The 11,846-nt window shown below is 66.6% G+C and carries 17 protein-coding genes; 10 read left to right on the top strand and 7 right to left on the bottom strand.

The window, feature by feature from the left end; all coding sequences use genetic code 11:
* The first annotated feature begins 347 nt into the window (after positions 1-347).
* On the top strand, positions 348-1,610 hold the full coding sequence (locus ACH107_RS24625; RefSeq protein WP_412508166.1) for a site-specific DNA-methyltransferase: 1,263 nt from the start codon (positions 348-350) through the stop codon (positions 1,608-1,610).
* A 75-nt stretch (positions 1,611-1,685) separates the two neighbouring features.
* Complete coding sequence (locus ACH107_RS24620; protein WP_412508164.1) at positions 1,686-2,063, top strand: VanZ family protein; 378 nt, start codon at positions 1,686-1,688, stop codon at positions 2,061-2,063.
* A gap of 35 nt (positions 2,064-2,098) precedes the next feature.
* On the opposite strand, the gene ACH107_RS24615 is transcribed toward ACH107_RS24620, so the two are convergent.
* From ACH107_RS24615 to ACH107_RS24595, 5 genes are all read right to left on the bottom strand, one after another.
* Positions 2,099-2,656, bottom strand: a complete 558-nt coding sequence (locus ACH107_RS24615) for a DUF3489 domain-containing protein (protein ID WP_412508162.1) — start codon at positions 2,654-2,656, stop codon at positions 2,099-2,101.
* 99 nt (positions 2,657-2,755) lie between these two features.
* Positions 2,756-3,025, bottom strand: a complete 270-nt coding sequence (locus tag ACH107_RS24610) for a hypothetical protein (protein ID WP_412508160.1) — start codon at positions 3,023-3,025, stop codon at positions 2,756-2,758.
* Between the two features lie 57 nt (positions 3,026-3,082).
* A complete protein-coding gene (locus tag ACH107_RS24605; RefSeq protein ID WP_412508159.1) occupies positions 3,083-3,430 on the bottom strand; it encodes a hypothetical protein in 348 nt (115 codons plus the stop codon).
* Between the two features lie 102 nt (positions 3,431-3,532).
* Positions 3,533-3,817: a hypothetical protein gene (locus ACH107_RS24600; RefSeq protein WP_412508157.1), complete on the bottom strand. Its 285-nt coding sequence runs from the start codon at positions 3,815-3,817 to the stop codon at positions 3,533-3,535.
* Positions 3,818-3,828: 11 nt separating this feature from the next.
* Complete coding sequence (locus ACH107_RS24595) at positions 3,829-4,011, bottom strand: hypothetical protein (RefSeq protein ID WP_412508156.1); 183 nt, start codon at positions 4,009-4,011, stop codon at positions 3,829-3,831.
* Positions 4,012-4,255: 244 nt separating this feature from the next.
* Between ACH107_RS24595 and ACH107_RS24590 the strand changes: the two genes are divergently transcribed.
* From ACH107_RS24590 to ACH107_RS24575, 4 genes are read left to right on the top strand one after another with little or no spacing between them, the layout of a single operon-like run.
* Positions 4,256-4,486 carry a type II toxin-antitoxin system ParD family antitoxin gene (locus tag ACH107_RS24590; RefSeq protein ID WP_412508154.1) on the top strand — a complete coding sequence of 77 codons (231 nt, stop codon included), beginning with the start codon at positions 4,256-4,258 and terminating at the stop codon, positions 4,484-4,486.
* The gene (locus ACH107_RS24585; protein ID WP_412508152.1) at positions 4,483-4,815 is read left to right on the top strand and encodes a type II toxin-antitoxin system RelE/ParE family toxin; all 333 of its coding nucleotides are present in this window, start codon (positions 4,483-4,485) and stop codon (positions 4,813-4,815) included. Before ACH107_RS24590 ends, ACH107_RS24585 begins: the two co-directional genes overlap by 4 nt.
* Before the next feature lie 14 nt (positions 4,816-4,829).
* On the top strand, positions 4,830-5,387 hold the full coding sequence (locus ACH107_RS24580) for a hypothetical protein (RefSeq protein WP_412508150.1): 558 nt from the start codon (positions 4,830-4,832) through the stop codon (positions 5,385-5,387).
* Positions 5,335-7,377: a phage terminase large subunit family protein gene (locus ACH107_RS24575; RefSeq protein WP_412508148.1), complete on the top strand. Its 2,043-nt coding sequence runs from the start codon at positions 5,335-5,337 to the stop codon at positions 7,375-7,377. The genes ACH107_RS24580 and ACH107_RS24575 overlap by 53 nt, the downstream gene beginning before the upstream one ends.
* On the opposite strand, the gene ACH107_RS24570 is transcribed toward ACH107_RS24575, so the two are convergent.
* Positions 7,378-7,674, bottom strand: a complete 297-nt coding sequence (locus ACH107_RS24570; RefSeq protein ID WP_412508146.1) for a CcdB family protein — start codon at positions 7,672-7,674, stop codon at positions 7,378-7,380.
* Entirely contained in the window at positions 7,674-7,919 is a 246-nt protein-coding gene (locus ACH107_RS24565; RefSeq protein WP_117295866.1) for a type II toxin-antitoxin system CcdA family antitoxin, read from the bottom strand. The genes ACH107_RS24570 and ACH107_RS24565 overlap by 1 nt, the downstream gene beginning before the upstream one ends.
* An 85-nt stretch (positions 7,920-8,004) precedes the next feature.
* On the opposite strand from ACH107_RS24565, the gene ACH107_RS24560 reads away from it, so the two are divergent.
* From ACH107_RS24560 to ACH107_RS24545, 4 genes are all read left to right on the top strand, one after another.
* Positions 8,005-8,214 carry a phage head-tail joining protein gene (locus ACH107_RS24560; protein WP_412508144.1) on the top strand — a complete coding sequence of 70 codons (210 nt, stop codon included), beginning with the start codon at positions 8,005-8,007 and terminating at the stop codon, positions 8,212-8,214.
* Complete coding sequence (locus tag ACH107_RS24555) at positions 8,214-9,731, top strand: phage portal protein (protein ID WP_412508143.1); 1,518 nt, start codon at positions 8,214-8,216, stop codon at positions 9,729-9,731. Before ACH107_RS24560 ends, ACH107_RS24555 begins: the two co-directional genes overlap by 1 nt.
* Positions 9,731-11,206 (top strand): S49 family peptidase, encoded by a 1,476-nt coding sequence (locus tag ACH107_RS24550; protein WP_412508142.1) that lies wholly within the window; start codon positions 9,731-9,733, stop codon positions 11,204-11,206. Before ACH107_RS24555 ends, ACH107_RS24550 begins: the two co-directional genes overlap by 1 nt.
* A gap of 96 nt (positions 11,207-11,302) precedes the next feature.
* Positions 11,303-11,683 (top strand): head decoration protein, encoded by a 381-nt coding sequence (locus tag ACH107_RS24545; RefSeq protein WP_412508140.1) that lies wholly within the window; start codon positions 11,303-11,305, stop codon positions 11,681-11,683.
* The last annotated feature ends 163 nt before the right edge of the window (positions 11,684-11,846 follow it).

Below are 11,846 nucleotides of genomic sequence, written 5' to 3'. Positions count from 1 at the left end.
CATGGAATACCAGAATGGGCAGCCCTTGCTGGGGTGCGCCCCAGCAGGGGCTCATGGCCCCCAACTCGAGCGAATTTCCAGACCTTAGGGTACAGTACCAAGCCACCCCGGAATGCCTCTTGCAGGCCTGTCACGGCGCTTTTCACGGAAAGTGTTGATTCAGCTGCAAAAAACCCTTTGACATTTCTAGCCCCCTTGACGTACCTCTCAATCATCGAAGAATAGTGCCCCGAGCAGACACCTCGCGGGCGTTTCGCTTTTCCCGACATCGCGGACCCTGATGCTGCTGCCGACGTTTCGGTCGCGCCTGTGCGTCTGCCCGCCCTTCACCACAGCAGAGAACACAGATGGACCTTGTCTTCGCGCCAAGCGAGATCGAGGCGTGGCCGATCGAGCGGCTGCGCCCCTATGCCCGCAATGCCAAGATGCATGGGCCGGACCAGGTGGCCAAGATCGCCGCGAGCATGGCGCAGTTCGGCTGGACGGTGCCCTGCATGGTCGCCGACGATGGCGAACTGATCGCGGGGCATGGTCGGGTACTGGCCGCCACCATGCTCGGGCTGACCGAGGTGCCGGTGATCCGGCTCAGCCATCTTGATGAGGCCGAGCGGCGCGCCTACCGGATCGCGGACAATAAATTAACCGAGCTCGGCGAGTGGGATGAGGGGATGCTGCGGGACGAGATCGCGGGGCTGCTGGCCGAGGATTTCGACCTGTCGCTGCTGGGGATCGGCGAGGCCGAGCTCGACGCCCTCCTGCAGGACCCAGAGGCGCAGGACGGCGACGGACCGGTCGAGGGCGAGGATGACGTGCCCGAGGCCCCGGCCACGCCCGTCTCCGTGCCGGGGGACCTCTGGCAGCTCGGGGATCACCGGCTGATCTGCGGCGACAGCACCTCGGCCGACGTGGTTGGGGCGCTCCTCGGCGATGTGAAGCCGCTGCTGATGGTCACCGACCCGCCGTATGGTGTGGCCTATGACCCTGCCTGGCGTAACCAGGCGGGTGCCGCGAAGACCAAACGGACGGGCAGGGTGCTCAACGATGACCGGGCCGACTGGCGTGAGGCATGGGCCCTGTTTCCGGGCGATGTCGCCTATGTCTGGCACGGAGCCCTGCATGCTGCCGAGGTGGCGGAGTCGCTGACAGCCTCGGGTTTCGCCATCCGCGCGCAAATCATCTGGGCCAAGGACCGGCTGGTCCTCAGCCGTGGGGATTACCACTGGCAGCACGAGCCCTGCTGGTATGCCGTGCGCGTCAAGGCCAAGGGCCACTGGGCGGGTGATCGCAAGCAGACGACATTGTGGCAGATCGCGAACAAGGATCAGGACAGCGAAACGGTGCACGGCACCCAGAAGCCGGTCGAATGCATGCGCCGCCCGATCCTGAACAACTCGAATGCCGGCCAGGCGGTCTACGAGCCCTTCATGGGATCGGGCACCACGCTGATCGCGGCCGAGACCACCGGGCGCCTCTGCTACGGCATCGAGCTCGACCCGGCCTATGTCGATGTCGCCATCGAACGTTGGCAGTCCTTCACCGGCGCGGAGGCGGTGCTGGCGGACACCGGCGAGAGCTTCGCCGCGCTGAAGGCTCGGAGGCGCGCGGCGTGATCGTTTGCGCAAGTCTGACGATCCCTGTTGACAGGACCAGGATACAGCCCGCATGGCCGTCCGGATCCCTGCTCGGTGTTTGATGTGACGCTCCTGACGAAATATCGCCTTTATCTGCTCGGTCTTGTACTGACGATCGCTCTGGGCGTTGTTATCGCATTGCTGACCTTGGCCCCGCTACCGAGCCAGAACGTGCCAGGGTCCGACAAAATGCATCACCTGTTGGGGTTCATGGCATTGGCATTCCCACTGCCTTTGGCGCGCCCAAGACTTGTCTGGCCCGTTATCCTTGCCGTGGCCGCCTACGGTGGGCTGATCGAAATCGTCCAGCCGGTTTTTGGTAGATCAGCGGAACTGGGAGACTTCATCGGTGACGTGATCGGTGCAACGCTCGGAGCGCTGCTGGGTGTCCAATGCGGCAAATGGCTTCGAAGGTCACGCATCGTCAAATAAGCTGGCGCGCCGGAGAGGGGGCCTCAGGTTCCGTGTCAGCCAGCCGACCTGATTGTATAGATCCGGCCTCTGCCCTCGATCTTCTCGGACGTGATCGCGAGGCCCAGCTTCTTCTTCAGCGCCCCGGAGATCATGCCGCGCGCGCTATGAGCTTGCCATCCCGTCGCCTCGACGATCTCGCCAATGGAGGCGCCCTCGGGGCGCTGCAGGAGCGCAATGATCTGGGCCTGCTTGGTGCCGGTGCGGATGGCCGGAGACTTCGGGGCAGCTTGGGACGTCGGCGCGGGGTCCGGCTTCGCCTCGCGCGGGGCGCTGGTGGCCTTGGCGACCACCGGCTCGATCCCGATGGCCTCCAGCCCGGCTTCGGTCGCGATCAGGATGGTGCCATGACCATCGCCGGTCTCGCGCCAGAGCGGCTCGCCTTTGCGGATATCGGCATCGACCTCTTCAATCCAGCCGCGCGTGATCATCGCGGTGACCGCCTTCTGTGCGGCGGCGCCATTCACCCCCTCGGGCAGCGGCATGGCCAGATTGCCGGGGCGGGTGGCCGCGCGGCTGAGGATGAGGGTCTGGGTGTCGGTGAGTTTGGGCATCGGGGCCTCCGGTGTTGTCGGGCAGCGCGGGATGCGCCGCCTTCTACCCGGTGAAGCCCGCCGTGTTGGCGGGCTGCCCCGAATGCCGGGCCGGAAGGCTCACTCGGCGTGTTCGCCCTCGCCGAAAGCGCTGTCGGTGATGCGCTTGAGCAGGCTGGCGTAATGCTCGAGGGTGCCGACCATCGCCCAGCCCACCTCGTCGGGGTGCGTCTCGAAGTGATCGTCGCTGAGCGCCTGCAGGCGCGCCAGCATGTCGTCGATCTCGGCCTTCTTCGCGATGAATGCGTACAGCGCGGCTTCCTTGTTCCGCCGGGCCTTCTGGGCGCGCGGCTGATGGCGGGGCGTGGTGATCGGGTTGAGGCGGGTCATGGCGTGGTTCCTTTCGCGTGTCGTGGCGGGGCCCGCGGGCCCCGCGCGTATGATGGCTCAGGCGGCGATGGTGGCTTCCAGCGTGGCGATGTGGCGGCGCAGTGTGGCAGCTTCCTCTCGAGCGGCGTCGGCCCAGAAGGCGGCGCGGGCATTGCAGGCGTCGGCGAGGCGCTGGGCGTCGGCCCGCGTGAAGCGGTTGACCCTGTGCGCGCGGCCATGGCCCGTGCAGGTGGCGCGGTGCGTGTCGCCCTCGGGCGCGACGGTGAAAGTCAGCGGCCCGAAGTCGTCGATGACGATCCAGTTCTGCGCGGCGATGGTCGTGCAGGCGCTGGGCGCGAGGAGGGTTTCGATCTCGTCGGCAGTGGCGCGGAACTCGGCGATCAGGTTTGCGGCGGGGGTGGTCATAGCGTGGCTCCGTGGGTTGAGTTGCATCGGTCTGGTGTCATCAGAATCGCTCCGCGGAGTCTGAAAGTGTAGCAAAATCAGAGCCATAAAGTTGCTTTCTGATCATTCGGCATCGGGATTGACCTCGACCCAGATGTCGCCGAGCCAGATATAGAGGTGGCACAGCTCGCGGGTGGGGCGCGGCAGGATGCTGGGCTTGCGCGGAGACTCGAAGCAGTCGAGAGCGTCCTTGCGCACCTGCCGGATTTTGCGGGCGGCGAGGATGTCTTCGGGCGTCCAGGATGCCAACGCGGGCAGCATGTGGCCGGGATAGCCGTCGTAATGAATATACACATGAGCCCATGCCTCGGGCCCGGTCTGGATGGCGATCTGCGCGCGCGTGCTCATCGTGGCGCTCCTCAGGTCTGCTGGTCGATCATGGCGAGGATGACGCATGCCATGCCGCCGAGGAATTCGCTGCGGCGGAATACGATGTCGTCGATCTCGTCCGCGGTGGTGACGGTCGGCGCGACGGCCAGGCTGTCGGCCATGTGCGGCAGCAGGCGTTTGGCTTCGGCGTTGTAGCGCTCTGCGAGGGTCATGGGTCTGTCTCCGATCCTGTACCTGGCGGGGCGCGATGCACGCGCCTTGTGGGGATCAGAGTTGCTCAACCAGAGAGTGTAATCAACTGAAATAGAACGGTTTCCGCGTTTATTGCCAATGCCTTGAGGAGGTTTCGATGTGCCATGGAGGCCTGACCGAGTGCGCCTTGGCCGTGTGGCATCGCCCACCAGGACACCTCTTGGCAAAATTTGGCAAACACGCTAAGCTTGCAGCATGAGTACCATGAACATCTCTCTGCCCCAGACACTGAAGTCTTATATCGACACGCAGGTCACAGATCGCGGCTATGGCACTTCAAGCGAATATGTGCGCGATCTTATCCGCAAGGACCAGGACCGGCAGGCCTTGCGGGACCTGCTTCTGGATGGCGCCAATTCGGTGCCTGCCACGGCAGCAGACGCCGACTATTTCGCAAGCCTGCGTGCAGGCGTTGCCGGCAAGCAAAAGACGTGACGGACAAACCCGTGGTGCCGCGCGACAAGGCGCGGCAGGATATTGAAGAAGCCATCGCATATTATCGCGGGGAAGCGGGCGACGATGTCGCGTTGCGCTTCATCGATGCCCTCGAAAGATCCTTCGCGCTCGTTTCAGCGCAGCCCCTGAGTGGGTCTTTGCGCTACGCCTACGAGCTGCACCTACCTGGCTTGCGGGTCTGGCAATTGCGGGGGTTTCCCTGGCTGATCTTTTATCGCGACACCGCGCAGCACGTCGATGTTTGGCGTGTGCTGCACGGCAAACGCGATATTCCAGGCTGGATGGTTGAAAGTCTCGATGACGACTGAATGAGAGCTGCACCATGGAGGGTATGAGCGAGCGCGCCTACGCGGCCCATGCCGGGCTGTCGCGCGGGGCGGTGCAGAAGGCGCGCAAGACCGGGCGGCTGGTGCTCTTCGCCGATGGCTCGATCGATGCCGCGGCCTCTGATGCGCGCCGGAGCGGGATGACCGATCCCGATCAGCAGAGACGTGCACGCGGCGCCGCCGCCAGCAGCAGTGTCGAGGGCAGTGCCGTCTCGGGCCCGGGCGACAGCGCCTCCTATCTCAAGGCGCGCACGGCGCTGACCGTCTACCAGGCGCAGGAGCGTCAGCTGACGATCCAGCGCAAGAAGGGCGCGCTGGTCGATCGCGCGCGGGCCGAGACGCTGGTGTTTCGCCTCGCCCGGCAGGAGCGCGATGTCTGGATCACCTGGCCCACGCGCGTGGCCGCGCTCATGGCCGCGCAATTGTCCGCTGATATGGAGAGTGCATCCGGGACGCCCGTGACGATCGAGACTGCGATCCTGCAAAGGGTGCTGGAAACCCATGTCCGAGAGCAGCTCGACGCCCTGGCCGACCTCCGGGTCTCGCTTGAATGATGAGGAGGCCACCTCTGACCTGACTACAGACCTTGACCTTGGCTTCGACGGCGCCGAGGACATCCTGCGCGCCTGGCGCCGCGGCCTGCGTCCCGATCCCGACCTCACGGTGTCGGCCTGGGCGGATCAACATCGCTGGCTCAGCTCACGCGCCTCGGCCGAGCCCGGGCGCTACCGCACCGCGCGCACGCCCTATCTGCGCGAGATCATGGATGCACTCTCGCCCGGCCACCCCGCACAGCGCGTCAGCTTCATGAAGGCCGCGCAGGTGGGCGCGACCGAGGCGGGCAACAACTGGATCGGGTTCGTGATCCACCACGCGCCGGGGCCGATGCTGGCGGTGCTGCCTACGGTGGAAATGGCCAAGCGGACATCACGCGGCCGGATCGACCCGCTGATCGCGGACAGCGCCGCACTCAAGGAACGCGTGCAACCGGCGCGGTCCCGCGATGCCGGCAACTCGATGCTGTCCAAGGAATTCCCGGGCGGCATTCTGGTGCTGACCGGGGCCAACTCGGCCACCGGCCTGCGCTCGATGCCCGCGCGCTACATCTTCCTCGACGAGGTGGACGCCTACCCGGCCTCTGCCGATGAGGAAGGTGATCCAGTCACACTCGCCGAAGCGCGGACCACGACTTTCGCGCATCGGCGCAAGGTGTTCATGGTCTCGACGCCCACGATCCGCGGGCTGTCCCGCATCGAGCGCGAGTTCGAGGCCAGCGATCAGCGGCGCTACTTCGTGCCGTGCCCGCACTGCGGCCATATGCAATGGCTGCAGTTCGAGCGCCTGCGCTGGGAGAAGGATCAGCCGGAGACCGCCGCGTATACCTGCGCGGGCTGCGAGACGCCCATTGCCGAGCATCACAAGACCGCGATGCTGGAGGCGGGCGAATGGCGCGCGACGGCCGTGCCCGCAGATCCCAAAGCCATCGGCTTCCACCTCTCGGCGCTCTATTCGCCGATCGGCTGGAAAAGCTGGGCGCAAATCGCACAGGACTGGCTGGCCGCGCAGGGCTCTGACGAGATGCTGCGCGCGGCGCGCAACACGCTGCTGGGCGAGACATGGGTCGAGAGCGGCGAAGCCCCGGACTGGCAGCGGCTGGCCGACCGGCGCGAGACCTACCCGGCGCAGATCCCCGCGGGCGGTCTGTTCCTGACTGCGGGCGCGGATGTGCAGAAAGACCGCATCGAGGTGGACGTCTGGGCCTGGGGCAGGGGCCTTGAAAGTTGGCTGGTCGACCACATCGTGATCCCGGACGGTCCGGACGACCCGGCCTGCTGGGACGCGCTCACCGCACTTCTCGGGCGGACATGGGTGCATGAGCATGGCGCGGTGATGACGCTGGCGAAGCTCGCCATCGACACGGGCTACGAGTCCGCTGCCGTCTATGCCTGGGCGCGCCAACAGGGCACGGCCCAGGTCGCCCCGGTGAAGGGCATGGAGGGCTTCAATCGCGCGACGCCCGTCTCCGGCCCCACCTTCGTCGATGCCACGGTGAACGGTCGCAAGCTCAAGCGCGGCGCCCGGCTCTGGACCGTGGCCACCGCCACATTCAAGGCCGAGACCTATCGCCACCTGCGGCTGGAAAGGTCGAGCGACGAAGAGCGCGCCAATGGCGCGCCCGATCCACCCGGTACGGTGCATTTGCCGGACTGGGCCGACAGCGAATGGCTCAAGCAGCTGGTGGCCGAGCAGCTGGTCACGATCCGCAACAAGCGCGGCTATGCCCGGCAGGAATGGCAGAAGATGCGCGAGCGCAACGAGGCGCTCGACACCCGCGTCTATGCCCGCGCCGCGACCTGGATCCTTGGTGCCGACCGGTTCGATGAGCGTATGTGGCGGCAGCTGGAGACACAGGCCGGCGTGGAGACGGCACACACCACGGCCCCGACGGAGGCACTTGAGGCCCCATCCGAGCCCCAGGCCGGGCGCATCACCACGCCGCGCCGGCGCGGATGGCGCGTCAGCACGCCAAAATATATGGAGTGATCAGAAACCGGAGAAGACCATGTCGAGTGCGCCGCGGATCTCGTAATCGAAGCGGGAGAGGTCGGCGACGGGCGGTGCCTTGAGCAGGTCGGACGGGATCGCGGCCATCTCGGCGGTATGCAGTACATGCGCCGCGCCCTCGATCTCGAAGACGGGTTCAATCCGCCCGATGGCCTTCGGCCCAGAGGCGACGGGCACCAGCGGCGCCACAACGCGGGAGCCGGTCTCGATCAGATCGGTCTGAAGATCGAGCACCAGCCGATTGCCGGCGATCCGATAAACCTGGAACTGCGCCATCAGTCGGTCTTCAGGACCTGAAGATCGGCCAGCGGGGTGCCGTGGGCCTCGATCCAGGCGCGGCGCTCGGCAATCGCTCCGGCATTCTCCCGAGCCCAGGCTTCGGCTTTGGCCGCGCGCACAGCCTCGGCCAGCGCGGCATCGCTGATCGCCGACACGTTCAGGCCCAGCTCCCGCGCGGCGGCGAGATTGGTGGCACTGAGCGTGATGTTCGTGCGCTGCTTCTCGGTGGTGCTGTGCGGCATCGGGGATCCTCCTGAGACATGCAAAATATACACACCAGACGTGTGCACGACAAGAGCGCCACACACCCGGCAACGCGGAATAGAAATGACCCTCGACGATCTCAAATCCCGCCACAGCGTTCTGCTGGCGGCGCGTTACAGCGGCACGCGCAGCGTCAGCTATGACGGCAAGAGCGTGACCTATGGCTCGGACGCGGAAATGGCGGCGGCGGTTGCGGATATCGAGCGCCGGATTGCGGCTCTGGAGCGCGGCGCCGGCCGCATCTTCCGGCCCCATGCCGTGAAGGATCTGTGATGGCCGCGATGAATTGGCGACAGCGTCTCGGGGCCTTCATCGGCGGGTTCGATGCGGGCCAGCACCATCGCCGTCTGCGCGGCTTCCGCGCGACCCGCGCCCATGTCAACGCGCTGATCGCGGCCTCGGGCCCCGATATCACTGCCCGGGCGCGCTGGCTGGTGCGCAACAACGGTTATGCCGTGAACGCCGTCGAAAGCTGGGCGGCCAATACCGCGGGTGACGGCATCAAGCCGATCTCGAAGATCAGTGATCCCGCCCGCAAGGAGGAGCTGCAGCGGCTCTGGCTGGCCTGGACCGACGAGGCGGATGCCGAGGGGCTGACCGACTTCTACGGGCTGCAGCGCCGCGCGGCGCGCGAGGTCTTCATCGCGGGCGAAGTGTTCTTTCGCATCCGGCCGCGCCGCGCCGAGGACGGGCTGAGCGTGCCGCTGCAGTTGCAGATGCTGCCCGCCGAGATGCTGCCGCTGGAAAAGAGCGGTACGGCGGCAAACGGCAATGCGATCCGCCAGGGGATCGAGTTCGACCGGATCGGCCGCCGCGTGGCCTACCACTTCCTGCGCCGGCATCCCGGCGACAGCACCGATCCGGGGTTGGCGGGCGCGCTCACGCGGGTGCCGGCGTCGGAGATCATCCACGTGATCGACCCGGTAGAGGGCGGCCAGCTGCGCGGGGTCTCGAAACTCGCGCCCGCGATCGTGAAGCTTTTTCTGCTCGATCAATACGACGATGCCGAGCTCGACCGCAAAAAGGTCGCGGCGATGTACGCGATGTTCGTCACCTCCCCCGCGCCGGAAAACCCGCTCGCGCCGCCCGAGGACGAGGCGGGCGATGCTGGTTACGAGGTCAGTCCTGGCCAGATCGTGCGGCTCGATCCGGGCGAGGATGTCACCGTGGGACAGCCCGCCGACAGTGGGGCGACCTACGAGCCCTTCCAGTACCGCACACTGCTGCAGATCTCGGCCGCCCTCGGCATCCCCTATCCGTACCTCGCCAATGACATGGTGAAGGGCAACTTCTCCAACTCGCGGCTCGCGCTGATCGAGTTTCGCCGGCGTGTCTCGGCCTGGCAGCATTCGGTCATGGTCTACCAGCTTTGCCGGCCGGTGTACGCGCGCTGGATGGACGTGGCCGTGCTCTCGGGTGCGCTGACCCTGCCGGATTACGAGGCCAACCGCGCAAGGCTGGTGGCGGCCGACTGGCTGCCCACCAAGTGGGACTGGGTGGATCCGCTCAAGGACGCCAATGCCGAGATCGCCCAGATCGAAGCCGGGCTCAAATCCCGGACCCAGGCCATCGCCGAGCGCGGCTATGACGCCGAGCAGGTCGACCGCGAGATCGCCGCCGAGCACGCCCGCGAGCGTGCGCTGGGCCTCGACTTCCGCCGGCCGGGCTCACCGGCGCAGGGCGCATCTGAGACGGTGCCGTACGAGGCGGAAGATCGAAACGTGAGCCCCTCTGACGAACCAAACGACACCGCGGAGGACCGACCGCGTGCAGACGAGGACCAACCCTGATGCTCCATGCCCGCATTGCCGCGCGCGCCTTCAACACCCCGCTGCTGGTCGAGCCCTCCAAGGCCATGGCGTTCCTATCGGGGCTCGGCCCGCGGGTTCTCGGGCGGCGGGTCGAACTGGCCGATCACGACAACACGGCCGACGTGCCTGGGACCGCTGCGCTCCCCGCCCGCGCCAGCATCCTCGCCGGTGGGCTTGCCGACAGCCTGCGCCAGCACGGCGAGGCGCCCTTTCCACTGGTTGACGGTATCGCCGTGATCGAGATCTCGGGCGTGCTCATCCATCGCGGCAGCTGGATCGGGGAATCATCTGGTCAGACCAGCTATGAGGGGATCGCCGCCCAGATCGAGGCGGTCGCCAGTGACACGTCGGTCCGTGGTGTCGCGCTGGAAATCGACAGCTTCGGTGGCGAGGTGGCCGGGGTGTTCGATCTTGCCGACCGCATCCGGGCGCTGCGCCGCGACAAGCCGGTCTGGGCGTTCGTCGCCGAACACGCCTTCTCGGCCGGCTATGCGCTCGCCAGCCAAGCGGACCGCATCCTGCTGCCGCGCACCGGCGCGCTGGGCAGTATCGGGGTTGTCGTGATGCATACCGATCTCAGCGGCCAGCTCGATCAGGACGGCGTGCAGGTCACGCTGATCCATTCGGGCCGGCACAAGGTTGATGGCAACCCCTATCAACCGCTGGCCGCCGAGGTGGAAGGCGACATCCAGCGCGAGATCGACGTGCTGCGGTTTCTCTTTGCAGAGACCGTCGCCGCCGGGCGCGCCGGGCGGCTGAGCCAGAAGGCGGCGCTCGCGACCGAGGCCGACACCTATCGCGGCGTCGACGCCGTCGCGGCTGGGTTGGCCGACGAGGCTACCGACCTTGGGCGCGGTTTTGCCGCCTTCCGGCAGATGGTGACCCGCACGTCCAAAATCACACCCGCGCGCATGCAACGCGCATCCCTTCCCAAACCCCGAAAGGAGACCGCCATGGTTAATGCGCCCGACCAGGAGACCACGCCGCAGGAGGAAGAGACTCGAGATGCGCAATGGGAGGAAACGGCCGATACCAACGCTGACCCTACTGCTGTCGACATATCCTCTGACGCCACCAATGCCGCATCGGAACCTGACGCCGCAGCACCGCCCGCCGTTGGAGCTGCCCCTGAAGCATCAGCACCCTCCACGTCGGCAGCAACGCAACCCGGAAATCTGGCCGAGGTCTCGGCGCGGCTGCGCCAGGAGGCGGCGGAAATCACCGAGATCGCGGCGCAGGCCGGCCGGCTCGGTATCGCCATCGACGCCGCGAAAGCCCTGCGCGAAGGCACCACACCCGAAGCCCTGCGCAGTCTCGTGCTCGAACGCGCCAGTGCCGCCGCCGATGCGCGCGATGTCGTGGCGGCCCCGCCGTCGCCAGCCTTGCCGCAGGCGAAAGAAAGCCCGCTCGTTGCCGCCGCGAAGAAAGCTGCCTCGGCGGGCAATACGGGCTGACCCTCAGTCCACCATCTCTGCACCGCCCCATGATCCCCCGCCGCACCGCCCCGGCGGGGGATGTCTTTTTGACCGCCAAATCTTCGGAGATTGCCCATGTCCGTGCTGACCCAACCGCCCACCATGGGCGATGTCCTCAAATACGAGGTCAATCCCAACTACACCCGCGAGACCGTGACGCTGCTCGCCGGCACCACCTTTCCCGTGGGATCGGTGCTGGGGCGCGTCACCGCCAGCGGCAAGTACAAGCTCGCCACATCGGGCGGCTCCGACGGCGCGCAGAATGCGGCCGCCGTGCTGCTCTACGCCGTGGATGCAACCCTCGCCGATGCCGTCGGGGTGGTGGTCGTCCGAGGTCCCGCCATCCTGTCGCGTGCCGCGCTGGCCTATGACGCCAGCGTCGATGACGCCGCCAAGATTACCACCAAGATCAGCCAGCTGACCGCGCTGGGCCTCATCGTGCGCGACACGGCCTGATCGTTCCAGCCCTACGCCGACTGCTGGGCACCCCTGTCCTCTTTCATCCCTTCCCGGAGATCCTCCATGACCCTCACCCGCAACCCGTTCGACGCGGGCGGCTATTCGCTCGCCGAGATGACGCAGGCCATCAACATCCTGCCCAATCTCTACACCCGCCTCG

The organism is Roseovarius halophilus (ex Wu et al. 2025) (assembly GCF_047086965.1).
Note: the sequence above shows the minus strand (reverse complement) of the source record. Positions and strands in the feature narration are given on the sequence as shown.